16 protein-coding genes and 2 tRNA genes are annotated in these 25,567 nt (G+C 61.7%); 8 read left to right on the forward strand and 10 right to left on the reverse strand.

Annotated elements, in window-relative coordinates:
- Window positions 1-96 precede the first annotated feature (96 nt).
- Window positions 97-1,317 carry an alanine dehydrogenase gene (locus CRI93_RS12060; protein WP_098062898.1) on the forward strand — a complete coding sequence of 407 codons (1,221 nt, stop codon included), beginning with the start codon at window positions 97-99 and terminating at the stop codon, window positions 1,315-1,317.
- A 122-nt stretch (window positions 1,318-1,439) separates the two neighbouring features.
- A complete protein-coding gene (locus CRI93_RS12065; RefSeq protein WP_176521851.1) occupies window positions 1,440-2,684 on the forward strand; it encodes an OprO/OprP family phosphate-selective porin in 1,245 nt (414 codons plus the stop codon).
- A 25-nt stretch (window positions 2,685-2,709) separates the two neighbouring features.
- Here the strand turns inward: CRI93_RS12065 and CRI93_RS12070 are convergent, their stop codons facing one another.
- Window positions 2,710-3,216, reverse strand: coding sequence for a thiol-disulfide oxidoreductase DCC family protein (locus CRI93_RS12070; protein WP_098062900.1), 507 nt, complete (start codon window positions 3,214-3,216; stop codon window positions 2,710-2,712).
- A gap of 190 nt (window positions 3,217-3,406) precedes the next feature.
- Here CRI93_RS12070 and CRI93_RS12075 point away from each other — a divergent pair.
- From CRI93_RS12075 to rnr, 5 genes are all read left to right on the forward strand, one after another.
- Window positions 3,407-3,480, forward strand: a tRNA-Asp gene (locus tag CRI93_RS12075).
- Between the two features lie 72 nt (window positions 3,481-3,552).
- Window positions 3,553-4,389, forward strand: a complete 837-nt coding sequence (locus CRI93_RS12080; RefSeq protein WP_098062901.1) for a ZIP family metal transporter — start codon at window positions 3,553-3,555, stop codon at window positions 4,387-4,389.
- Between the two features lie 41 nt (window positions 4,390-4,430).
- Window positions 4,431-5,540: a 3-dehydroquinate synthase gene (aroB, locus tag CRI93_RS12085; RefSeq protein ID WP_098062902.1), complete on the forward strand. Its 1,110-nt coding sequence runs from the start codon at window positions 4,431-4,433 to the stop codon at window positions 5,538-5,540.
- A 79-nt stretch (window positions 5,541-5,619) separates the two neighbouring features.
- Window positions 5,620-10,425: a translocation/assembly module TamB domain-containing protein gene (locus tag CRI93_RS12090; RefSeq protein WP_098062903.1), complete on the forward strand. Its 4,806-nt coding sequence runs from the start codon at window positions 5,620-5,622 to the stop codon at window positions 10,423-10,425.
- 89 nt (window positions 10,426-10,514) lie between these two features.
- Window positions 10,515-12,608 carry a ribonuclease R gene (gene rnr / locus CRI93_RS12095; protein WP_098062904.1) on the forward strand — a complete coding sequence of 698 codons (2,094 nt, stop codon included), beginning with the start codon at window positions 10,515-10,517 and terminating at the stop codon, window positions 12,606-12,608.
- A gap of 329 nt (window positions 12,609-12,937) precedes the next feature.
- On the opposite strand, the gene CRI93_RS12100 is transcribed toward rnr, so the two are convergent.
- Together CRI93_RS12100 and CRI93_RS12105 are read right to left on the reverse strand one after the other, a co-directional pair.
- Entirely contained in the window at window positions 12,938-14,065 is a 1,128-nt protein-coding gene (locus CRI93_RS12100) for a vWA domain-containing protein (protein WP_098062905.1), read from the reverse strand.
- A 351-nt stretch (window positions 14,066-14,416) separates the two neighbouring features.
- Complete coding sequence (locus CRI93_RS12105; RefSeq protein WP_176521852.1) at window positions 14,417-15,631, reverse strand: DUF1015 domain-containing protein; 1,215 nt, start codon at window positions 15,629-15,631, stop codon at window positions 14,417-14,419.
- A gap of 212 nt (window positions 15,632-15,843) precedes the next feature.
- On the opposite strand from CRI93_RS12105, the gene CRI93_RS12110 reads away from it, so the two are divergent.
- Window positions 15,844-15,917 (forward strand) — tRNA-Met (locus CRI93_RS12110).
- A gap of 645 nt (window positions 15,918-16,562) precedes the next feature.
- Here the strand turns inward: CRI93_RS12110 and CRI93_RS12115 are convergent.
- The 7 genes from CRI93_RS12115 to CRI93_RS12145 form a co-directional block, all read right to left on the reverse strand.
- A complete protein-coding gene (locus tag CRI93_RS12115) occupies window positions 16,563-18,059 on the reverse strand; it encodes an NADH-quinone oxidoreductase subunit N (protein ID WP_098062907.1) in 1,497 nt (498 codons plus the stop codon).
- Window positions 18,060-18,128: 69 nt separating this feature from the next.
- Window positions 18,129-18,428: a 4a-hydroxytetrahydrobiopterin dehydratase gene (locus CRI93_RS12120; RefSeq protein ID WP_098062908.1), complete on the reverse strand. Its 300-nt coding sequence runs from the start codon at window positions 18,426-18,428 to the stop codon at window positions 18,129-18,131.
- A gap of 19 nt (window positions 18,429-18,447) precedes the next feature.
- The gene (locus CRI93_RS12125) at window positions 18,448-20,127 is read right to left on the reverse strand and encodes a complex I subunit 4 family protein (protein WP_098062909.1); all 1,680 of its coding nucleotides are present in this window, start codon (window positions 20,125-20,127) and stop codon (window positions 18,448-18,450) included.
- Window positions 20,128-20,210: 83 nt separating this feature from the next.
- The gene (nuoL, locus tag CRI93_RS12130; RefSeq protein ID WP_098062910.1) at window positions 20,211-22,208 is read right to left on the reverse strand and encodes an NADH-quinone oxidoreductase subunit L; all 1,998 of its coding nucleotides are present in this window, start codon (window positions 22,206-22,208) and stop codon (window positions 20,211-20,213) included.
- Between the two features lie 72 nt (window positions 22,209-22,280).
- Window positions 22,281-22,586, reverse strand: a complete 306-nt coding sequence (gene nuoK, locus CRI93_RS12135) for an NADH-quinone oxidoreductase subunit NuoK (protein ID WP_098062911.1) — start codon at window positions 22,584-22,586, stop codon at window positions 22,281-22,283.
- A gap of 78 nt (window positions 22,587-22,664) precedes the next feature.
- Window positions 22,665-23,186, reverse strand: a complete 522-nt coding sequence (locus CRI93_RS12140) for an NADH-quinone oxidoreductase subunit J family protein (protein ID WP_098062912.1) — start codon at window positions 23,184-23,186, stop codon at window positions 22,665-22,667.
- 468 nt (window positions 23,187-23,654) lie between these two features.
- Window positions 23,655-25,334, reverse strand: a complete 1,680-nt coding sequence (locus tag CRI93_RS12145) for a Ppx/GppA phosphatase family protein (RefSeq protein WP_245850500.1) — start codon at window positions 25,332-25,334, stop codon at window positions 23,655-23,657.
- Window positions 25,335-25,567: the final 233 nt, after the last annotated feature.

Consider the following 25,567-nt stretch of genomic DNA (forward strand, 5'->3'; position numbering starts at 1 on the left):
TCCCTGTGTCACTTTGTATACTGATTGAGTTATCCACCTGGCATCGTCTCTGGTTGCGATGCGCTCGCTCTCATCCAGCACCACCATCCCCACCCCATGGAAATCTCATCGCTTCAGAGCCTCTCGCGTGAGCACGGACTCATGACGATGGAGCAACCGCTGAAAGAGCGCGATGCCGAACAGCAATTGCGCATCGGCGTGCCCCGCGAGGTCGCCAACGAAGAACGCCGCGTGGCGCTGGCGCCAAGTGGCGTAGCCTCGCTGGTGGCTTCGGGCCACGAGGTCTATGTGGAACGCAATGCAGGGGTGCAGGCGCACTTCCAGAATGAAGAATACGCCGAAGCCGGCGCGGAGCTCATTGACGATCCGGGCGACTTGTACGCGCAGTGCAATCTCATTGTAAAGGTGGGCCCGCCCAACGGCGAGGAGCTCGACTACCTGCGCGAACGGCAGATCCTCATCTCGGCGCTCAACCTGGGCGGCACAACGCCCGAATACCTGCATCACCTGAAACGCCTGCGCGTGACGGCCATCGGGTTTGAGTTCATTCGCGACCGCGACGGTACGTTTCCGCTTGTGCGCATGATGCACGAGATCACCGGCTCCATGGCCATTCAGGTGGCGGGACGCTACCTTGAAAGCAATGAAGGCGGCAAGGGTGTTATGCTGGGCGGCATTTCGGGCGTACCGCCGTCTACCGTGGTCATTTTGGGCGCGGGCGTCATTGGCGAATGGGCCGCACGCACGGCGCTTGGCTATGGCGCACAGGTCATTGTGCTCGACCAGGAGCTGGGGGCCCTGCGCTCGCTGGAGCACTACCTGGACCGCCGCATCACCACCGCCATGGCCAGCGACCAGTACCTGCGACAGGCCGTGCGCTCCGCCGATGTCGTCATTGGCGCCATGATGTCGGATGGCCAGCGCTCGCCCCTTGCCGTGACCGACGACATGGTCGAGTCGATGGCGCCCGGCGGCGTAATTGTGGATGCGGTGATGGACCAGGGCGGATGCATCGAAACGAGCCGTCCCACCACGCACTCCGACCCGGTCTACCGCGAGCACGGCGTCATTCACTACTGCGTGCCGAACATGCCCTCGAACGTCGCGCGCACAGCCAGCTATGCGCTTACGCACGTGCTGGTGCCCTACCTGCAGCACATCGGCGAGGTGGGCAGCATCAACGATGCCCTCTGGAATGACGAAGGGCTGCGTAGCGGCACCTATGTGTACCGCCAGCACCTCACCAAAAAGAGCCTGGCCACACTCTTTGGCATGCCCTATCGGGATATCGAGCTGCTTATTGCATCCGGCATTTAGCTGCAAATCCGCCCGTATTTTACCGGTCGGCAGGATGCGCTGTGCATCCGCTAATCATTTGTTTTATTCATGTATCCCACTTTATGCGCTTAACTGATACATCCACCTGTTCGTGTTCTGATTTGCTTTCACAGCATGGGGGAGCGCTCGCTGTGCTGGGCCTGCTACTGAGCCTGCTACTCGGCGCGCCTGCCGCCCATGCCCAATCTGTATTTGCAGATGCGGGTGGATTCCGCATTGCCGACGACGACGGCGACTACCAGCTCCGCATTGGCGGCGACCTGCAGACGGACGCTCGCATGCTGCTGGGTGATACGCCCGGCACGTCGTCCTCCTTTTTCTTGCGACGAGCCCGCGTACGCCTCAGTGCAACCCTACAGCGCCGCTTCAGCATCCGCTTCATGTCCGATTTTGGGCGCGGGCAGGCAACCATCCAGGATGCTTACATCGACTTCCGGTTTGGATCAGGGCTTTCACTGCGCGCCGGGCGATTCAGTACCCCCCTGGGGCTGGAGTTCTTGCAGTCCTCGAACGCAACCATGCATGTGGAGCGCGGCTATCCTACGGCCTTTGTATCCAATCGCGATGTGGGCTTCCAACTCTACGGGCGCACCCTCGGCCAACGCCTGCAGTACAGCGTGGGCGTGTTCAACGGGGCCCCCGACGGCACAAGCCTTGATGGCGATGCTACCCCACCTAAAGACCTCATCGCGCGCGCCTTCATTGAGCCATGGCGCAACAACCGCGATGCCTCAGACTGGCTGCGCGGGCTGGGCGCGGGGCTGGGCGTTTCCGTAGGCACAGAGCGCAGCGCCAATGGCAGCTCCGGGCTTGCCTCGTACCGCACGCTGCACCGCAGTGCGCTCTTCTCGTATCGCGGCGGCGTCGAAGCCGATGGACGCCGTATGCGTCTGGTGCCACAGGCGTACTACTACGCCGGCCCGTTTGGCGTGATCGGCGAGTATGCGCTCAGCCAGCATGATGTGCAGCGCGGCGACAACACTGAAACGCTGGCCCACCGCGCCTGGCAGATCGGTGGCTCCTGGGTGCTTACCGGCGAGTCGGCTTCATACGGCGGCGTCTCGCCCGAGAACAGCTATGATCCCGAGGCGGGCACGTGGGGCGCGTTCGAACTGAGTGCCAAGGTGCAGCGCTTTCAGTTCGACGAAGACGCCTTCCCACAGTACGCCGACCCGGAAGCCCAGGTCGAAAACGGCACAAGCCTCGCAGCCGGACTTTCATGGTATCCAGTGCGTAATGTCCGCTTTATGACCGTTGCCGAGCGAACAACCTTCGGTGGCACCGAAGCAGCCAACGCCCGAGACGCCGAGCACACGCTCACCATGCGCGTGCAGCTGTCGTATTAGATTTCTTACACCTGGGCTTCCAGTGTCATCGAGCTGCGGGTGCCGAAGTGGGCTCGTCTTCCGCATCGATGAAGCGGGCTTTAAGATCTGGCGTAGGCAGGCGGCATTGCGATCGCTTGCCAAACCAGTCGTAGCGGTTGGCTGCAATCCAGCGGTACACGGCATTGCGGAGCGGGCGCGGCACGGCCTGAAATACGGCCATGAGCATCCACGGGAATCCGAGGCGTTGCATCACACGTAGCGCCGCCCCCGACTCGCGGTAGATACGTCCGTCTTGCACCAGGACCACGCTATCGAGCGCCGTCGCGTCGTATCCAACCGACCGAAGAAACGACTGAGCAGGCTCGCGCTGCAGCGTACCAAACCGGAAATAGCCATCCGGGTCGTGGTCAATTACGAAGTTGATGAACCCGTTGCACAGGTTGCATACCCCATCGAACAGCAACACGCCGTGGTTAAAGCTAAGCGGACGAATGCGGGCCGAGGAATTAGCCGCGTTATTGTTCGCCGAGGTGTTTACTGAAGCATCCATAGAAATAGCAAGGCATGATGAGCAAGCAAGGTGAACGCGCATAGCACGTTGCATAAGATGCCATGGGGTATGGGGCGTTCCCGCACGCACCCACGGAGAGAGAAAAGGAGCCGGAGTTCGTTCGCCGAAACTTAGATTCGACTACAGGAACAAACAGAGGCGCACCCCTTTTCCTGGTACGCGAATCGACGGTCCGGTAGTTCAGTTGGTTAGAATGCTGCCCTGTCACGGCAGAGGTCGCGGGTTCGAGTCCCGTCCGGACCGCCTTCACCGCCTCAAGTTGCGCTCTGCAGCTTGAGGCGTTTTTGCATGTTGCCTGGCCGACGGCTTTTCTGTATGGACGTATCGGCACTTCTTGGCTTCCTCGAATCCCTTTCGCCGGTCGCACAAGCCCTGGTGGCGGGCCTGCTTACCTGGGTCGCCACCGCAGTAGGCGCGGCCTTTGTCTTCTCTGCCCGAACCGTCAACCGCCGCTTTCTGGACACGATGCTTGGCTTTGCTGCTGGCGTGATGATTGCAGCCAGCATCTGGTCGCTCATTGAGCCGTCCATTCGAATGGCCGAGGCGCAGGATATGATTGTCTGGCTCCCTGCAGCCGTGGGAGTGCTGCTTGGCGGTGGCGTGCTGCGACTGGCCGATGCCCTCATTCCGCACCTGCACAGCGGCGCACCGCTTAGCGAGGCCGAGGGACCGAGCACGTCGTGGCAGCGCGTTACGCTGCTGGTGGTGGCTATCACGCTGCATAACATCCCCGAGGGGTTGGCTATTGGGGTGGCGTTCGGAGCCGCTGCTACTGACAGTGGCATCGCTGTTGGCGCCACCGTGGCCGGGGCCGTGGCGCTCACCATTGGTATCTGCCTGCAGAATCTGCCCGAGGGCATGGCCGTGAGCCTCCCCATTCGCGGCGAAGGCTACTCGCGCCTCCGCAGCTTTGGCTACGGACAGCTCTCGGGACTGGTGTATCCCTTTGCTACGGTAGCTGGAGCCACCACGACCCTGCTGATCCGTCCGCTGCTGCCGTACGCGCTGGCGTTTGCCGCCGGGGCCATGCTGTACGTCGTCATCGAAGAGCTCATCCCCGAATCCCACCGCCACGGCCACGCCGATCCTGCCACCATGGGCGCCCTCGTCGGGTTTACCGTTATGATGGTGCTCGACGTAGCGCTGGGCTAACCATCGCCCGCTTTCTGCTTTGCTCCTATCTGTTGCCCGATATGCCCGCTTCTCGCCTCCGCCCTGACGCACTCTCGGTAGATACCGACATCCGCACGTACCCCATTCGGTTTGTGCACCTGGCCGACGTGTCTGCGCATCTCAATGACCTGGGACTGCACGGCCCGCGCGTGGTGGTGATTACGGACGAGAACGTGGCGGCGCACTACCGCACGCCGCTTGTGCATGCGTTTGAGGCGGCAGGGTGGACACCCCATGTGGTGGTGGTGCCTCCCGGCGAATCGAGCAAATCGCTCGACCGGCTGTCAACGCTCTACGACACGCTGCTGCCGCTGGGCCTGGAACGCTCTACCCCCGTATGTACGCTGGGCGGCGGCGTGGTGGGCGATCTGGGTGGGTTCGCAGCGGCTACGCTGCTACGCGGTGTGCCGCTGGTGCACCTACCCACCTCGCTCCTGGCGCAGGTCGACAGCTCCATTGGGGGCAAAACCGGCATCAACCACACCGTCGGCAAAAATCTGATCGGCAGCTTCTACCAGCCGCACGCGGTGCTGGTCGACCCAGAAACGCTACTCACGCTCCCCGCCCGCGAGTGGGTTAACGGCATGGCCGAAGCCGTAAAGCACGGGTTCATTGCCGACCCCGAACTCATTGACTACACCGAGCGGCATCTCGTGGATATACTGGGCCACCACGACCTGGAGGCTACGGTGCCTGCCGTGCGCGCAGCCATGCACATTAAGGCGCAGGTGGTGGCCGATGACGAACGCGAAGCCGGCAAGCGCGCATGGCTCAACTTCGGACACACCTTTGCCCACGCCATTGAGCACGTAGCAGGCTACGGCACCGTTGCTCATGGTGAAGCCGTAGCGCTGGGCATGCGGGCTGCGCTGTACCTCTCGCACCGCCGCGCCCCCGCTGCACTCGACCACGACCGCCTCGACGCACTCCTCGCTCAGCTTCCTACCCCCGACGTGTCCGGCCTCGCGTTCGAGGCGCTGTGGGACGCCATGCGTCACGACAAAAAGACGAAAGACGGCACCATCCGGTTCGTGCTGCTGCATGCAGTGGGCGACCCGTTTGTGGCTGACGACTGCACGCGGGCATCGGTGCAGCGGGCCTGGGATTTTGTGCAACAATCGACGGCGTAACGCCCTCCCCCTGAATCCAAACGACACGCTCGTCGTGTATGTGGCACATGCACTGTTTGCCCTGGCGCCTATTTAGCTTGTGAGCCGCTCGTCGTCTTCCTGGTTTGGCCGTACCGCCACTGGCCTGCTCACCATGCTTTTGCTGGGCCTGGTGCTCTTCTTTGGCCTGACGCGAACCGAGGTGGGGCGCAACGGCCTGCGCATCCAGCTCGAACAGCAGTTCAATGCCCAGTTCGAAGGCTCGCTACACATCGGCACGCTCGACGGCAACCTCGTCAATACGTTGTTTGCGCGGGATGTGCAGGTGCGCGGCCCGAACGGACAGGTGGTTGTTCAGGCGGATTCGTTGGTGCTGCGCCCTACCTGGCAGGCCCTGCTGAACCAAACGCTTACGCTCCGCTCCGTAGATGTGCACACCGTGCACATGGTCGCTGAGCAGACCGACGCCGGGGTGCCGCTCGCACAGGCCTTTGCGCGCACCAGCCGCACCAGCACCGAGCGTCCGCCACTCAACCTCTCCATTCCGCACTTCCGCCTGCACGACGCCCACCTCACCACACGCCACGACGGCCCGCCGCCCCCCGCAATTGCCAACGGATGGGTTGCAGACCTGCTAAACGCAACGCTGGAGCTGCCCGAAGCCGATGTGCAGGTGCAGTGGAGCCCCGCCGGGCGGTATGTCGATGTAGAGCTTCGTCGCCTCCAGCATCCGGCCTCAGACGTGATGGTCGAGGCCCTTACCGGACGCCTCGAACACACCGACGGCGGCTGGCAGTTGCAACCCGTGTCGATCACAACCCCGAACTCGTCGGTAGAGGTCGAGGGCACGTGGTCGGGCACGCAGAGCGTAGACGCGCCGTTTACGCTGTCGGTACAGGCCGATCCGCTTGATCTGGCGGAATGGGGGCGCCTGTTTCCGCGTCTGCCCAACCGTCGCTCGGCTACGATCGAGGCCCGGGTGCGGGGCCCGCTCAATGAACTCGTGGTCGAGACCCTCCGCCTCCAACAGAGCGCGTCGACCCTCTCGGTCGAAGGCACGGCTGTGGGCTTCCCCAACGACATTGATGTGGAAGGAGCTGTGCACCTCGACAACCTGACGCGTAGCATAGCTGCGTCTTGGACGCCGAACGCGCTGCCTGTTGCGCTGGAGGGCGCCCTTCCGCTCTCCGGGGAAGTGTACGGACGCGGCCAAGTGCGCGCCACCGCCCGAACCGAGCGGCTGTCAGACTGGCGCCCGGCCTCTGCCGAAGGCATCGTTGAAGCTACGGCCACGTCGGCAGCCGGGCGTGCCCAGGCAGCAACCGACCTGGAATGGGCCACCGGCGAGCCCCTTGTCTATGCCGGCACGCTGAGCACCGAACAGCTGTCGGTCGATGCGCTGCTTCCCCAATCAAACCGGGCGCGTACCGAGATTACAGGCCGCGCCGCGGTCGAAGGCACCGGCACCGCCCCGCAGACCGCTACTGCCGAAGCCACGCTACAGCTTGCGCCCTCGGTGGTGGTCGGGGGCGCTGTTGACGGAATGCAGAGCCGCATCACGCTATCCGAAGGCGTCGTGTCGGGAACGACCACACTTACCCAAGCTGTAAATCAGGAGCTTCAGGCGACCTGGAGTCTGGGCGGCATCGTATCCGAATCCCCCATGCTGGACGTTTCCCTCCGGGCCCAGGCCTTCGATGTTAGCGCCTGGGGCGGCCCCTGGCAGCGTACGCGGCTGAGCGGAACAGCAGAAGCCCAGGCGCAGCTTAGCCAGGCATCCATTCGGGCCGGTGCAATGCAGATTGCAGTGGATTCATCGTCGGTTACGCCGCAGCGGGAGGCCGAAGAGGAGGCCGCACCGCGTGCCATTCCTCCACACACACTTTCTGCCGAACTGGTGCCGCCCTCGTCGGCAGAGCAGCAGGAAGCGCAGCTCGTCATAGCAGGCGACGTGCTTTCTGGAACGGCCAAAGGCCGTGGGTGGACGGCCCCCCGGCTGCAACTGCTCCCCGCCTGGGCCCAGGCCGTTGCACGTACCATAGCATACGAACACGCCGCCGATGGAACCGCGACGGCTACGTTTCCCGCTGCGCTGCGTAGTGCTGAAGCACTGCCCGCCTCCCTGCTCTCCGAGCAACGTGAACGCCCCACCTGGCAGGCGCCCTCACGCACGGAGGGCCCGTTCACCTTCGAGAGCGAAGTCGAACTGCGTCGGCCTGAAGTGCTTCAGGCCTGGCTCCCCAACGCACCGCGTACCGCCGACAGCTTGGTGCTGCATACCGATGTGTATGCGGCGTCCGACTCCATGAACGCCACCGTGCGCCTTACCGCAGCCCATGTGCAATGGCAGGCTGCGGAAGCCCGCACGCTCGACCTACAGGGCAGCGTAGGTGCCGATGCAGAACACACCCTACCCGAGCGCCTGCGCCTTTCCGTGCAGGCCGATGCCCAGCAGTTTGAAGCGCCGGGCGCCTCGCTCTTCGAGCCTACGCTTCACCTCTCCTATGCCCAGCGACGCGGCACGCTCTCTTTTGCCACCGCGCGCCGCAACGAAACCGGACCGATCGAAGTGGAAGCCGATCTGCGTGCCTTCGACCTGCGTAACGAACTCATTATTAAGCATATCGGAGCAACAGCAGGCCCCTACAAGTGGCGCATGCTCCAACCCAGCACCTGGCAGCTGTACGCAACGCGCGTTACAGCGACCCCGCTCCGGCTCACCAGCACTGCATCGTTGCCCGACCGGGACGAGGTGGAGCAATCGATTGTTATTGACGGCGGTTTTTCGCCCGATTCTGACGATGCGATTAACGTGCAGCTGCGCAACGTGCAACTGTTTCCGCTGTCGCAGTTGGCAGGCTGGTCGCAGCCGCTGGGGGGCGAGGTCAACGGCGCCTTTGAATTGCGCGGTACCTGGGCGCGCCCCATCGGCACAGGCGATATCAAGGTCAACGAACTCTCGTTCGACCGGCGCCTGCTGGGCAACCTCTCGGCAACCACCCGCTACGTAGCCGGGGCGCCCGACATGGAGCTTGGGCTATCGCTTGCACCAACGCCCGATGTCGACGACCCGAAAGAGGCTACACAAGCGCTTGTGCCCGGTGGACTCCAGCATGTAGAGGCCAACCAGTTAGATATGGAGGGCCGCGTGCGTATCACCGAGCAAGCGCCTGACTGGGACGAGGACCAGTGGATTGACCTGGCGCTCGACATCGGACGCGCCGACCTCTTCTTCTTCGACTTCATCTTTGCTGATGTCTTAAGCGATATCGAAGGTGCTACGCAGGGTCAGGCTACCATCACCGGCCAGTGGAGCCGCCCCGTATTTAACGCCGACCTGACAGTAGACGGTGGCTTCTCTATCCCTCGCTTTGGCCTGTCGTACACGCTGAACGGCCCTGTACAAGTTGACCGCAAAGGCATCCACCTGCAGAACGCCCAACTTGCCGATACCGACGACGGCGCTGCAGAAATTGGCGGAAGCGTCCTCTTCAACGACTATCAGTTCTTCTCCTTTGACCTGGAAAGCCGAGTTGATAATCTCACGATTATGGATGTGCCACGGGCCAATGACCTACCGTTTTACGGCTTTGTTCGCGCGTCTGGGCCGGTGCGACTGGAAGGGCCGCTGTCGAACACAAGACTCGTCTCCGAAGACGCTCGCACCTCCGAGGATACCGAGATCTTCATCCCCGTCGTCGAGGATGCCGGAGGCCCGTCCAGCGGATTCCTCATTTATGCCGATTCGACCAGTCAGATGCTGGATTGGGGGGAGCTTACGCGCCGCGCCAACATTTTCGCCGATCGTCCTGCCGGAGAGACCTCGTTTCTGGATGGTATGGAGATTGACCTGAACATTGAGGCCACGCAGGGCGGGCGCCTGCATATCGTGTTTGATGCTCTCGTCGGAGATGTCATTACCACCGAAGCCACCGGACGCGTGCAGTTGCAGCGTAATGACGGGGAGTTTCTGATCTTTGGCTCGCTGGATGTAGTTGGCGGCACGTACCTGTTCACGGCGGGCGAGGTCTTCGTGCGACGCTTCGCGATTAACGAGGGGACTCTTTCGTGGGATGGTGACCCCATCAACGCCGAACTCGACATCGACGCGGCGTTCCGAACGCGAGCCTCGCCAGCGGGGCTGCCCGGCTTTTCGGAGCGCAGCGCACGCATTCCGGTCGTCATTGATCTCGACATCACCGGGCGCGTGGAAACGCCCGAGGTTGCGCTTTCGCTTTCGCTCGACCGCGACCAGCGGGATCAGCGCGTAGGCTCGCAAACGTTCGATGCGCTGCTCAATCAGGAGGCACAGATGACCGAGTTTGCCACCAGCGTACTGCTGACGAATACCTTCTTGCTCACCACAGAAACACTTGGGGGAGCCAGCACGGGTCCGAGTGAATCGGGGCGCCTGGCAAATACCGGTAGCCAACTGGCGTTTAACAGCGTGTCGCAGCTTGTATCCAGCCAGCTTAACCGCTACCTGAGCGCGGCTCTGCCCAATGTCGACTTCAATGTGGGGGTGCAGGGCGAAACGACCGATGACCTTGATATTATTTATGGGGTGGCCTTACGCCTTTTGGATGAACGGCTAATCATTCGCGGCGAAGGAGTGTATACTGGTAATGACGAGTTCCGCGCCCAGCAATCGGGCCCCCAGGGCGAGTTTGCCGTGGAAGTGCGCCTGAGCAATCAGGTGTCGATGGAGGTGTTTTACCGCCGCGCTGGCGATTCCCTCACGCAGGGCCAAACGCTGACCAGCACAACCGGTGTGGGGCTGTTCTATCAGACCCAGTTTAGCACCTGGAGCTCGCTCTGGCATCGCGTAACGGGACGGAGCCCTGCCGAGAATACGGAGTCCGGCACCGCGGCCCCACCCGACGAGGAGGACGCCGACACGCCATAACGGCTCATAATGGCGCCTCTGCTTTGTCTGTTGTTTTCTTTTTCCTTAGAACGTTAACTCTGTTGTCTACTTCTGTTTCCCCTTCCCCGATGCGACAGGCGATCCTGTCGTTTCTGAAGGACCATCCCGACCGATCGTTTCGCGACCACGAAATCGCCCAAGAGCTGGAGCTCGACGATAACCAGCGCTTCCTGCAGTTCGGGCGCACCCTCGAACGCCTCGTTGAGGCCGAACTCATCGAGCGCGACGGCGAAAAGTTCGCCCACAAGGCCATTGAACGCGGCACCATAGGCGTGCTCAGCGCCCATCCGCGGGGCTTCGGCTTTGTGACCGATGTGGAAACCGACGAGGAGTACTTCATCCGCGAGCCGCACATGGGCACGGCCCTGCACGGCGACCTGGTGCGCGTGGCCGTAGGCGCCCAGAAAAGCCCCGACAAAAAGCGCGAGTGCGAAGTGCTTGAGGTCGAAGAGCGCCGCCGCACCCGCGTCGTGGGCACATTTCGTCCACAGGGCTCGCACGCTATCGTGCAACCCGACGACAACCGCATCCTGCAAGACGTCATCGTGGCGAAAGACGCCTACAACGGGGCCAAGAGCGGCAACAAGGTGGTCGTGTCGATCGACCGGTTTACCGACCGCCGTGCCTCCCCCGAAGGCCGCATCTTGAACGTGCTGGGCGATGCCGATGACCCCAACGTGCAGGTCCTCTCGCTGGCGATGAGCATGGACGTGCGCACTGACTTTCCGGAGCCGGTACAGCGCGAGGCCGACGCCATTCGCGCCTCCATCCCACAGTCTGAGATTGAGCGCCGCCATGACCTGCGCGATGCATTCATCTTCACCATTGACCCCGACGACGCCAAGGACTTCGACGATGCCTTGCATATCCGCAAGACGGGCAACGGAACGTGGGAGGTCGGCGTGCACATTGCGGACGTGAGCCACTACGTAAAGCCCGATACGGCCATCGAGGAGGAGGCCATGGAGCGCGCCACGAGCGTCTACCTGGTAGACCGCACCGTGCCGATGCTGCCCGAGAAGCTGTCCAACGAGCTGTGCTCGCTGCGTCCGCACGAAGACACGCTCGCGTTCTCTTGTATTATGGAGATCGACAAGCAGGGCGAGCTGGTCGACTACTCGTTCGAGGAGACCGTCATTCACTCGAAGCGCCGCCTTACGTACGACGAGGCGCAGGCGTTTATCAACGGCGATAATCCAGATGATGAGGCCGCCCTGCCGGTGAAGCGCGCGCACTCCATCTCCAGCATGCTTACCAAGAACCGGATGGACGGCGGCGGCATCGACTTTGGCACCGACGAGGTGAAGGTCGTTCTCGACGACGACGGCCACCCGGTCGATATTGTGGTGAAGGAGCGCATGCCCGCGAACCGCCTGGTCGAGGAGTTCATGCTGCTCGCGAACCGCACCGCCGCGCGCCACGTGGCCGATTCCGACGATCCGAAACCCTTCATCTACCGCGTGCACGACAGCCCGGATGCCGAGCGCATCCAGAAGCTCTCCAACTACGTGGAGGTCTTCGGCCACGAACTCCCCCTCACCGACGGCAATGCTACGCCAGCCGACCTGGGCGCGCTCATTGACGCGATCAAAGATCAGCCCGAAGAGATTGTCATTACCCGTGCAGCGCTACGGGCGATGTCGAAAGCGGTGTATACGACCAAGAACATTGGTCACTACGGACTGAACTTTCCGTACTACACGCACTTCACCAGCCCCATCCGGCGCTACCCTGACCTGATGGTGCATCGCCTCTTGAAGCGCTACCTGAGCGGCGGCGACGCAGCCGACCAGGAGTTCTTGGAGGAGCGCTGCGAATACTGCTCCGAAAAGGAGCGCGATGCCGAGAGCGCCGAACGCGAGTCGGTCAAGCTGAAGCAGGTTGAGTACGCGCAAGCCCACATCGGGGATGAGTTTAAGGGCGTTGTGAGCGGCGTCACGAAGTTCGGCGTGTTCGTCGAGCTGAACGACCTGCTCGTGGAGGGCCTGGCGCACGTACGCGACATGGACGACGACTACTACGTCTACGACGAAGAGACGTACACCATGCGCGGCAAGAATAAGGGCACCACCTACCGCCCCGGCGATACGGTGAACGTGCGCATTGTGAGCGCGAACATCGACAAGCGCGAGATCGACCTGTGGCTCCTGAACGATAACTAAATGCTACAGCACACGCCTTGCCACAGAGCCAACCGGCTTTAGAGCCTGTTTGGGTTTTGGTTTGACGGCGAGAGCGAGCGCCGCTGAGGCGAAAATTGAACTACGATGGAGGTTCGTAGCCGGGGCTACGGGCAGACATCGGAGGCAATTTGCAGCCCAGCGCCGCCGCTCGGAGCCCAAAATAAGAAATCAAAGCAGGCTCTTAGGGCCGCACGGTGTTATGCAATGCGAAACGGGCTGCGCATCCCTCTTGGGGATACGCAGCCCGCTCGTTTTGGTAGAAGAGATGCCAGCACATGAGGCACGGCCCCATGTGCAAGAGGTGTCAGTTATCGCAGAATGAAGGCCCCTGTGGTGTTGGCCTCTGGCACACCGAAGAGGAAATCGCCCTCCACGGTCTCTCCGCCCGAGGTCACACGGAGCGTTCCCTCCAGGCGCTGTATGCCTTGCTCACGCACCTGCTCCAGCCCCGATTCCACCTGTACGTTAAAGGCCAACGACCCCTGCGACGTGCCCTGTGCCATTCCGGCAAACGCCCCTGCAAAGGCCGCCTCCAGGTCCTCATCAGGCACGCCAATGTAGGTGCCCTGCGTGCATTCAGAGATGCGGCGCATCTGCTCCACCGCAGCGCTCTGCGCTACGTCTGATACGTCCGACGCCGGGCCAAAGCCAATGCCATAGATCGGCGACTCCGCGTCGTTGGCAGCCTGGCAGACCTCATCGCGGGTTACGATGCCGCCATTCGGAATCCCGTCGCCCAGCAAGACGATCGCTTTTTCGTAGTTGCTGTTCGGACGCTCGGTTTCTGAGTACGCAATCAATTCCTCAAGCGACTCCCACATCGGCGTTCCCCCCGAAGAGCGAGCCTGGTCAGCAGCCTCGCGCAGCAGATCAGTGTCGCTGGTAAAGCCTTGATAGAGCGAGGTAAAGTCGAAGTCGGGATCGGTGTTGAAGCCGGGAAACTCAAATACAGCCGACTCGAATGAGACGCCGCTCGCTTCGAGCTCGTCGAAGAAAGCTTCCGTAGCATCCACACGGCTCCGATCGGGGTCGTTGCCCGACATGCTGCCGCTGCCGTCCAGATTCACCGGCACCGCCAGGTCGTTCCCCGATGGACGCCGCACGCGATCTACGCTCACGCTTGCCACCAAATCGATGCTCTGTTCCAGCTCGGAAGCGGTATTGCCTTCGCCCCCTGCCGGACGCAAGTCGACTTCGGCGTCGATGTTTTCATCCAAGATCGCGCTCCCACCCGCATCCAACGGTGTGGCAGATAGTCCAAACTCCCCAGTCGTTAGAAAGTCGCTGTCAACTTGGGTGCCAATGACGATGACCTCATCAGCAGCGGGCTCCTCGTCGTCTGATCCGAACAGGTCGCATCCGGCCAGCACCGTGGTAAGAAGGAACGAGCCCAGAATCCAATATGCGAGACGTGGTGTCGTTCTATGAGTAAACATGGATTGTCAGAGTTAGCTTACGAAGAAAGCAAGGGGGCCTAACGAAAGACACCGCACAACACGTTGGCGCTATGCCAATGGCGCATGCACGGTGCGCTTCCGTCCGCATTAACCCATGCGCAAAAGCACCCGGTGTACCGGACGCCTTGCATCTCTATGATTTGTAAGAACCTGTTTGGGTTTTGGTTTGAAGGCGAGAGCGAGCGCCGCTGGAGCGAAACGAGGACCACGATAGAGGTTCGTAGCCGGGGCTACGGGCCGAGATCGGGGACTCGTTGCAGCCCAGCGGAGCCGCTCGCAGCCCAAAATAAGAAATCAAAACAGGTTCTAAGCCCTCTTCGTAAGGGAACTTCAGAACGTGTGCACAAGCATTCCGCTGATGAGCTTCGGCTCAAACCATGTGGACTTAGGCGGCATAAGATCGCCATCATCCGACACGGCCACCAGTTCCTCAATGGCCGTCGGATGCATAGAGATACCCAGATCAGCCCCTCCGGCATCTACGCGTGCCTGCACGGCCTCCGGTCCACGAATGCCCCCAATGTATGCGATTCGGTCGTCTTTGCGGGGCTCCGTCACGTCAAAGAGCGGGCGCAGCACACCGTCTGTAAGGCGAGCCGCGTCGAGCGTGTCAACGGTGCGCGGTCCTTGCGCAGGGGGCAAGGCCAAGTCGTGCCAGGCTCCATCCACATACACGCACACGTGCCCCTTCTGCGGCGGCACCGCGTACCCCACGTTGCGAACAAGCGTGCTGCAGGAGGCAAGCGCATCAATCAGGGATTCAGACGACCGCTCCAGCCCCGAAAGCGTCCGGTTGTACGCCATGATGTGCATCTCATGCATGGGGAAAAGCACCGCCGGAAAGTAGTGCGCTTCGGGCCGATTCGTGCCATTCTTCGTCCGGTGCCGACGCGCCACCTGGCTGGCTGCCTTGCAGCGATGATGCCCATCGGCAATGTAGAGGCGGGCCACGCGATCAAAAGCCCGCTGCCACGCCTCGGGCTCCTCGATGCGCCACAGCGTGTGCCGGGCCGACTCGTCCTCAAAGTCAAAGAGTGGCGGCACGCGGGTCGTAATGGAGCGCACCAGGGCGTCGATAGTGTCGGAGCCGCGATACGTGAGCATGACCGGCTCGGCATGCGCCTGCTGCGCCTCGATGTGGCGCGCCCGGTCGCGCACTTTGGCCGGACGCGTGGCTTCGTGCTTCAGAATCTTCCCATCGTCATAGTCGGCGGCCGATACGCATCCAAACACACCGGTCTGGGAGCGCTCGCCCGTATCCACCCGATACACGTAGAGCGAGGGCTCCTCTTCACGCACCGTGTAGGGCGCCTCGATGAAGCCCCGCATGTTGGAGGCGCCGCGTTCGTACACCGCATCGGCATACTGATCGTCGGCTTCGGGGAGCTCAATTTCGGGCCGAATCACGCGCAAGAACGAGCGCGAGCGTCCGGAGGCAATGTCACGGGCCTCCGCCGTGCTTACCACATCGTAAGGAGCGCAGCACACGTCCGCTACAGCAGACGGCTGGGGGCGGACGGCGCGGAAGGGGTGCAGGTCGGCCATATCAGGAACGTACCGGGTCGATACAAAGCGATTCGATGCACGCAGGGTAGCGAATGTGCACGGCAATTGCACCCCCGCAATCAATTTTTCGTCGGCGCAACATGCTTCTGCAAAAGAGTGGTGAATCGCATCGCCACGGAGAACAAAGCGAACGGGCAAGGGTCTATTACTACGCTGCAACGGAAGACACGGCGCAGCACACATACAAATATCGCGGGGTAGAGCAGTTTGGTAGCTCATCGGGCTCATAACCCGAAGGTCGCAGGTTCGAATCCTGCCCCCGCTACTACCCACGGTCGGTTCGCCCAGCGCGAGCCGACCGTTTTGCGTTTGTGGGCACCACCGACTGTTTACAGGGGGAAAGTCAGAGCACGCCTTGGACCCGCTCATCGCTTCCGATCCGCAGAATGCCACATCAGGTACAAGGCAAAGACGTGCCGTACGAGCAGGCCACCGCCCCACCGGATGCCCATTCCGGGCGCTCAAGAAAGGCGAGGCGCGATGACCGCCCGGGATCCCATAGCCGGGTAACCCGTGCCGACCACTGTCGGTACCGCTTGCGTCCTCGGCGCCCAAACCACCCAAATAAAAAGATCTGACAGGTCTCCAAGACCTGTCAGATCTACTCAGACCCATCATCGCAGAGCCAGAAATGAGTGCGGTGCGTTATCCCTGTCTCTGGCGGGCCGAACTGAGAGACAACCAAGTTCATGCGATTGGATCATGCCCAATCTGCAAGAGCGGCGTTGAGATCCTTCTTTCAAAAGGCGCGGGACGTACGCTGCGCTTCCAGTCCCGCGCTACCGAGCGTGAAATCAATCTACAAACCCCCGCCCCTGGTAAGGAGCGAGGGCTTGCCCCAAGAGAAAGTCATTTCAAAGCTGACTGTGCATTCCGGACACTCAGGGAAGAAGAAGGGGCGTCTTGCTCGTTACGGCGTCTGGGCCATCGCATCCGCCTGGATGAACAGCATTTCGGTGACGTCGACCACACCGCTGAAGGCCACGCCCAGCACAAGCAGCAGCACGGCGCACAGGGCCACGGCAGCGGTCGAGAGCCACGCGGGCTGCGCGAAGCCGCCCTCGGGGGCCCGGTCCGCCTCCGCGACGTCTGCGGCGGTCTGCATGTAGAGGACGTAGATCACGCGCAGGTAGTAGTAGCCCGACATCGCGCTAAAGAGCAGCCCAATGATCACAAGCCAGGTGAGTCCGGCGCTCACGGCGGGCGCAAAGATGTAGTACTTGCCAATGAATCCGCCAAACGGAGGGAAGCCGATCAGGCTGAACATAAACACCGCCATCGACGCGCCCAGCACGGGCCGCTCAAGGCCCATGCCAGCAAGCGAACTGAGCGTCTGTTTGCGTCCGGCCATGCCGTCCCACTCCAGGAGCGCAAGCACGCCGAAAGCGCCCAGATTCATGACGGTGTAGACCAGCAGGTAGAAGAGCGCCCCGCTGTATCCCGCCGTCGTACCGCTGGCCAGCGCCACAAACATGTATCCGGCGTGCGCAATGGATGAGTAGGCCAGCATGCGCTTCACGTTGGCTTGGCGCAGCGCCATGACGTTGCCCACCGCCATCGTGATGAGCGCCAATACCGCCAGGACCAAACTCGCCTGGGCGGAGGGCAGCGCAAAGAAGAGGATGAGAATGAGTGCGGCAAACGCCGACGCCTTCGACGCGGTCGACATGTAGCCGGTAAGCGTAGTGGGCGCGCCCTGGTACACATCGGGTGTCCACATGTGGAAGGGCGCGGCACTCACCTTAAAGCCAAAGCCCACGATGACGAGTCCGACCCCGGCCCAGAAGAGCAGGGGCACGCCGTCGGGGAAGGCCCCGGCCATTTCGGGCAGGTGCATGGTACCCGTGGTGCCGTACATCAGGGCGATGCCGTAGAGCAGAAAGCCCGTGGAGAAGGCCCCCAGCACAAAGTACTTAAATCCGCTTTCGATGCCGCCTTCATCTTCGCGCAGCAGCCCGGCCATAATGTAGAGACATACCGACATGGTTTCCAGCCCCACAAACACCGAAATGAGCGTGTTTGAGGTGCCCAGCATAATCATCCCCACCGTAGCAAACAGGAGCAGCGCGTAGACCTCACCAAAGTTGCGATTGAGGCGGCGCAGGTACGGCGGCGACACCAGGGTGGTAAAGAGGCCCGCTCCCAGAATGAGCAGGTTGATGTAGGCGGCATAGCCTCCGGTACGCAGCTGTTCAAAGAAGGCCGTATCCGGTGCGGTGCCTAACTGGAACGCTTCCCAGCCCATGGCCAGCCCAAAGGCGCCGGCTGTGAGCCACGGGATACGCGGGTCGCGGTTCTGGAAGGCTTCCATCAGGATGACAACCAGCCCTGCCGCCCCCACGATCAGCATCGAGAAGATAGCGGGGAGGTCGGCCCACATCGCAGTAAATGCGCCCGAAAGATCCATACTGTTGCTTCGTTAAAGGAATGTATTGGTAGAGAGGAGCACAGCGCGCATCCGGCCGTGCAGGCGCACTTACGCCTCAGGCGCCACCGCGTCGATGCGGCGAGCCAGCTCCAGGTCGAGCTCCGTCACGGTGTCGCCCGCGTCGTGCGTGGTCAGCGTAATATCGACGCTATTGTAGACGTTGAAGAGCTCAGGGTGGTGCGCCAGTTCCTCGGCGTGAAACCCGATGCGCACGATGAAGGCCACCGCCTCCTGAAAGTCGGCGCAGGTGTAGGCTTTGGTAATGGTATCGTCTTCGAAGACCCAGCCCTCCATGTCGTCGAGGGCCGCGTCGATGTCGGCGCGAGAGAGGGGCGTACGATCAGCCATAGCAAGGAGAGCGTGTCAGTTAGCGGGTTGGCGAAGAGGATGCCGGCGAAGAGGGGGCGGCGGTGCGCAGCGCAGTGGGCATCGACTCGAACAGCGGGGCGGGGGCGGACTCTACATCCTCCACATGCCCAGCAGGTGAATGCGTGGCAGACGCCGTAGCCTCTTGCTCGGCTTCAATCGCGGCGATGTGCTTCGCCTCAATGGTTTCGAGGAGGAAATCGGTCGTGGGCTGCGTTTGGTTCAAGAACGGCTGCGGGTAGAAGCCCATCACCAGCATGAGGATGGCCAGCGGCGCCATGAGCACAAACTCGCGCATGGTCATGTCGGTCATCTCTGCGTTCTCGGTGTGCGTCAGTTCGCCGAAGAAGGTGTTGTACACCATGTGGAGCAGGTAGACCGCTGCCAGAATAACGCCCGAGGTGGCCAGCGCAATGAGCATCGGACTGTCGAGCACCGTGCTCTTGAACGAGCCCAGCAGAATCATGAACTCGCCCACGAACCCGTTCAGTCCGGGCAGTCCAGCAGAGGCCAGCACCGACAGAATCATGAAGGTGGTGAGCACCGGTACCGAGCTGGCAAGCCCGCCGTAATCCTCCATGAGACGCGTATGCCGCCGCTCGTAGAGCATGCCCACCAGCAGGAAGAGCGCGCCCGTGGAGATGCCGTGGTTAATCATCTGGATAACCGCGCCCTGCATCGCTTCCGTCGTAAACGCAAAGATGCCGAGCACCACAAAGCCCAGGTGGCTAACCGACGAATAGGCCACGAGCTTCTTGGCATCGGGCTGTACCCGAGCCAGCAGCGCGCCGTAGATAATGCCAATGACGGCCAGCACCGCAATGAGCACGGCTGCACTCTGCGCCGCATTCGGAAAGAACGGCAGACAGAAGCGGAGGAGTCCGTAGGTCCCCATTTTCAGCAGTACGCCCGCCAGAATCACCGAGCCGCCGGTGGGCGCTTGCACGTGAGCATCGGGCAGCCAGGTGTGCAGCGGAAAGAGCGGCACCTTAATCGCAAAGGCGAGGGCGAAGACGAAAAAGAGCCAGGTTTGCGTCCCCAGCGGAATGGTGTAGTCAATCAGATTGTACCAGTCGGTCGTGAAGCCGATGCCCTGGGCCGACCCGGCGGCGTATCCCAGAAAGAGCACGCCCGCCAGCATCAGCAGCGAGCCGACCAGCGTGTACAGCACAAACTTAATGGCCGCGTAGATGCGATCCTCGCCGCCCCAGATGCCGATGATAAAATACATCGGGATGAGCGTAAGCTCGAAGAAGACGTAGAAGAGCACCAGGTCGAACGCCATAAACACGCCCGTCACGCCCGTCTGCAGGAGCAAGAGGAGCGCGTAGTAGCCTTTGTGGCTGTGTTCGATGTAGTACCACGACGACAGCACTACAATGGGCCCGAGCAGCGTGGTCAGCAGCACCAGCAGGATGTTCAGCCCGTCAATGCCCACGAAGTACTTCACGTCCACGCCTTCGGGAAACCAGCCCCCAACCACGTGCGCCATCTGCGGCATGTCAGCCGTGCTCACGGACGGATCGTAGCCCATGAACAGCCCAATGGAGGCCACAAATGTAAGCACCGTGGTGCCCAGGGCCGTCCACTTGATAGACTCGGCTGAGGGCAGCGCCAGGAGCGCCAGCGCCCCCAGGAGCGGCAGAAAGATAACCAGCGATGTGAGCGCGGCAAAGTCCATGTATTCCGCTACGTTAAGCCGTGAAAGTAAACAAGTACAAAAGGTGCAGGGGGAGGCGCAGCATTGGTGCTACGCCCATCGGGCTATGCGCCCACCATTATAAGTCCGAGCACGAGCACCACACCGAGCACCAGCATAAGCGCATAGTTCTGGATGAGCCCGGTCTGGATGCGGCTCACACCGTTGCTCACCGACTGCGACAGCGCCGCCACCCCGTTCACCACGCCATCAATAAGCGTGGCGTCCATGGGCTGCAGCACCTTCTTTGAGGTGTCCAGCAGGCCGTCAACGATCACTTCGTTGTAGAAGTCGTCGATATGGTACTTGGCGTCCCAGAACGTGTAGAGGCCGCCCAGCCGGTTCTGCAGAGCGGTGTCGTAGGCCATAGCCTGGCCCGGACGATACGCGCGGTACCCGATGTAGGCCCCCACAATCGCAATGAGCGACCCGAATCCGACCAGGCCCCATTTCAGGGCCAGCGGCACCTTGGCCAGGTCTTTCATTTCGTGGACCGGACCGCCGTACGGTTCGCCCAGGAAGTGATGAATCCAGTTCAGGTCGCCGCCCTGAATAACTGCCGGAAGCCCAATGTATCCGCCCACAATGGAGAGCCCCGCCAGAATCCAGAGGGGAATCGTCATGGAGGCAGGCGACTCGTGCGGGTGCACGGTGTCGGCATCGGGCCAGCGCGGCTCGCCCTCGAAGGTAAGCATGTAGGAGCGCAGCATGTAGAACGCGGTTAGCAGCGCGGTGACGACTGCGATGCCCCAGACTACGTATCCGTAGAACGCGCCGCTGTAGCCCAACTCGAACGACTTAAACAGAATCTCGTCTTTCGAGAAGAAGCCCGCCAGCAGCGGAATCCCGGCAATGGCCAGCGTAGAGATGAGATAGGTCCACCGCGTAGACGGCATGTAGTCTTTGAGTCCGCCCATGGTGCGCATATCCTGCGGATCGAACCCGGCCATGTTGTGGCCTTTCGCCTCCAGGTCGTGCTCTACGTGCTCCATCGAGTGGATCACGCTGCCGGAGCAGAGGAAGAGGCAGCCCTTAAAGAAGGCGTGTGTCACAACGTGGAAGATGGCCACGAAGAAGGCGCCCACACCGGCGGCCATGAACATGAAGCCAAGCTGCGAGACGGTTGAGTACGCCAGCACCTTCTTGATGTCGTTCTGGGTGATGGCAATGGTGGCCGCCATGAGCGCCGTAATTGCGCCTACAATGCCGATGATCACCATGATGTGCGGCACCTCCAGCACCATCGGCGAGAGGCGCGCGAGCAGGTAGAGCCCGCTCGTTACCATCGTAGCGGCGTGGATGAGGGCCGATACCGGGGTGGGCCCGGCCATCGCATCCGGCAGCCACACAAAGAGGGGGAGCTGCGCGCTCTTGCCAGTAGCTCCAATGAAGATCAGCAGCACGATGAACCCGAGCACCGTCGTGTCGATGCCGGGGCCTTCGGCGAGGAGCGTCCCAAAGTCGAGCGCGCCCACCTCGCGAAAGAGAAAGAACATGGCGAGCAGAAAGGCAAAGTCGCCCACGCGGTTGACGATGAACGCCTTGTTGGCGGCAGCGCTGTTGCTGAGGTCGGTGTACCAGAACCCGATGAGCAGATACGAGCAGAGCCCCACGCCCTCCCAGCCCAAGAAGAGCACCGGCAGGTTGTTGGCCAGGATGAGGTTGAGCATCGCGAAGATGAAGAGGTTCAGATACGCAAAGAAGCGCCAGAACCCGGAATCCCCATGCATGTAGCCGGTTGAGTACAGGTGGATGACGCTGCCCACGCCGGTAACCACGAGCAGCATGATGAGCGAGAGCTCGTCGATGCGGTAGGCGAAGTCAATCGACAGATCGCCCGCCGCCATCCACGTAAAATAGGAGGTGATGATCGGGTCCCCCGAGAAGGTAGCAAAGAGGTAGACCGCAAACGCAAACGGAAGCGCCACCGCAGCAGTGCTTACCGTGCCAATCAGCCCCTCGCTGGTGCGGAGCTGGGGTAGGAACAGCGGCAGTACCCCGCTGAACAGCGCACCCGCCAGGGGAAGCAGAAGAATAAGTCGTACCAGCAGTTCAGAATCCATGCTCGGAGGCGTCAGACAACGTCAGGTGGAGGCGAAGCAAGCGGCACACGCGCCGGGGCGTGGCTCGACTGTTTAGTGCTTGAACAGATGGATGTCGTTGATATTGACCGTCCGCTTTTTGCGGAAGATCGCAATCACGATAGCCAGGCCGATGGCGGCTTCGGCAGCGGCTACGGCAATCGAGAAGAACACCAGGATCTGCCCCGTGGGGTCGGCCAACGACTGGCTGAAGCCGACCAGCGCTACATTTGCCGAGTTCAGCATGAGCTCCACGCACATCAAGATCACAATGGCGTTGCGCTTGAGCAGCACACCAAATACGCCAATCGTGAACATGACAGCGCTGAGCGCCAGATACCAGTCGAGAGCAACTTCCATAGCGAAGCAGGCGGAAGCGTGAGTAAAGGACACAAAAGCGACACATCCCTCATGCGCCGAGGGGCAAGACGCGCAGGCTTACGCAAAGCGACGCTGGGCCAGCATCACAGCGCCCACGGTGGCTGCCAGCAGCAGAATGGCTGCGACTTGCAGATGCAGGGCATACTCCGTGAAAAGGATTTGTCCCAGCGTATTGGCGGAGCCGTTCTCCACCGCCATGGCCGTTGTTACCGGCTCAGCAGCTTCCAGCGAAATGCCAAAGCTGGTCAGCATAACGTATAGCAGCTGGGCCAGCAGCCCGATGCCCAACACAAACCCGAGGATGGGACCCCACCCAATGCTGCGCGGACTCGGCAACGCGTCCAGGTTCAAAAGCATAATCACGAACAGCACCAGCACCATAATCGCTCCGGCATACACCAGAATCTGGATGACGCCGATAAAGGAGGCGTTCATGGTGAGGTACAGCCCCGCCACCGATAGCAGATTGAGCACCAGCGACAGCGCGCTGTAAATCGGACTCCGTGCGATGAGCACGCCCACCGCCGACGCTATTGCGATCAGGGCAAGCGCAAAAAAGGTGACCGAAGCAAGAGCCATGAATGCACACAAGCGGGTGAGGGAAACACGGGCAGGCCCGGCTCAATGCGGTGGAGCCATATTCAACCTGCAACGCAAAGTAGGGAAGTCCCCCCGCATGGGCAAGCGCCGCAGCGGTTAATCCCGGATGAATACGGCCTCAGACGGGCTCACCCGTATCTCTCCTCCTGCATTTGCCGAGCATTCACAGCAGATGTCATGGGGAGTATTCCCTACCGCTGCCGGAGGAACCATCTCCTACTTCGCTGGCAGGGGTCTTCCAAGATGTAGGGGACTTCTGAACTTGCGGGAGATCTTTCGAGTCGGCTGTGCCTCGCTCAAGATGACAGCATGGTGTAGGGGCTCACAACCCAACTCCCAGAACATGTCATGGTGAGCGTATGGAGGTCCGACGCAGGAGCCCCGACCGCTGTCGGGGGAACCATCTCCTACTCAACTGGCACCTACCTACCGAAATACAAGTCCCCCCTACGACTCGGTCGAGGCATGCATCAGCGAATAGGCCATGGCATCTTCGCCCGGCGGACGCGTGTTCGTGCCCCGGTGCCCCGTAACCTGCACGGAACGACCAAACGCATCTTCAAACAGCGTGCTCGCTTGCTGTGCCGCCCACGTTTCCAGCTCCGGATCGCCTTTGGTGCACGCGTCAATGTGAAGCGCCTCCTCATTGGCACCTACCGCAAGCGTCGTTACGTTCTGGTAGTGACTGCGGTCGAGGCGCTCGGCAATGCGCAAGATCCCTGCAAGCTGCGCCACGCGCTTCTGATCGTGCGGCGAAAGGCGCCCGTAGTGCGGATGCGCCGGCAGCGGATGCTCGGCCCGGTGATAGCGCGCCACCAGCGAAATGAGATCAACCTCGCCATCGTAAAAGCCGCGCAGGTCGGCATGGCGAATCAGGTAGCGCGAGTGCAGATGGTGGTCGGAGTGGCTAATGTAGTATCCAATATCATGGAGCAGCGCCGCGTACTCCAGCAGTTCGCCATCGTCGGATGGTCCCGCGTACCACGGCAGGCATCGGTCAAACAGAAAGAGCGCGGTGGAGGCCACGTGCTGCGCGTGCTTCTCATCCCACTCAAACCGAAACGCCACCTCATGGATGCTGCGGCGCCGCACATCCGCATAGGGCGCAATGCGCTGCAGCCGCTCGTGGTTTTCGCGGATGAACTGCACCACCATGCCCTCGCGCAGCGCGTGGGCCGACACGTGCAGCTTGTTGAACGCGTGCGACTCCAGAAGCACCTGCAGGAGCACCGCCCCCGCACCAACCTGTCCCACCCGCTTCAGCGCCACCGCAGGAAGCGCTTCCCGCTCGTCCGCAGACGTACCCACGATAAAGCCCAGCGTATCGCGAAACGCATCCAGCGACACATCCACCTCAAAGACCGAGGTATCGCCCTGTCCATGCTGGTCCAGGCACACACGCGCCAGGCTCTTCACCGTCCCCGACGAGCCGACCAGCGTGCGCACGTCGTGCTCCTGCATCGCCGCCAGCACCGGCGCCAGCTCTTCCCGAAAATGTGTGCGCAACGCCTCCTGGTCGGCGGCCGACATCGGATCCGACGTCACAAACCGCTCGGTCATGCGGGCGGCGCCCAGCTTCAAGCTCGTGGCCAAGTGCACCGTATCGCCCGTGCACACAATGAACTCGACCGAACCGCCGCCAATATCCACTACCACCGAGGGCGCATGGACATCCACCTCGCGCCGTACCCCCTGAAAGATGAGATGCGCCTCTTGCGCCCCGCTAATCGGATCAATGCGCAGCCCAATCTCGTCGCGCACGCGCTCAATGAACGCCCCGCCGTTGTTCGCCTCGCGGATCGCACTGGTGGCACACGCAAAAAACGAGCGCGCGCCCTGTCCCTGTGCCAGCAGGTAGATGCGCTTCAGCGCCTGCATGCCGCGCTCCATCGCCTCATCGGCCAACCGCCCCGCCGCCAGCCCGCTATCGCCCAGGCGCACCATCTCCTTCATCCGGTCTACCACCTTAAAGCTGCCGTTCGCATACGCATCCACAATGATAGCATGAAACGAGTTCGTCCCCAGGTCAATCACGCACACGCGCAGCGGCGCCGGGGTCGACTGGGCTTCGTAGGTGGTGTGGGGGACGTACGGACACATGGCCCGGGGCATCGAAGCGTCGTCCATAAGCACAAAATCGGAGCAGTAAACCGAGAAACGAACGGGTTGGAACCGCTTCATAGAAATGATGCGCAGCGGAATAAGTTACACGCAACATGAAAAACCCGCCGCGTTTACCGATTTTTGCTGGATACAACGCTCAGATGCGGTCCTTGAGCGATTCAGCAGACGTTAAGCGCCCCGGCGGCCCCACCAGTCCCACCGCACCGCCAACACCCCACGCCCAAACACCCACTCGT

The organism is Longimonas halophila (assembly GCF_002554705.1).
In the GTDB taxonomy this organism is placed as follows: Bacteria; Bacteroidota; Rhodothermia; order Rhodothermales; family Salinibacteraceae; genus Longimonas; species Longimonas halophila.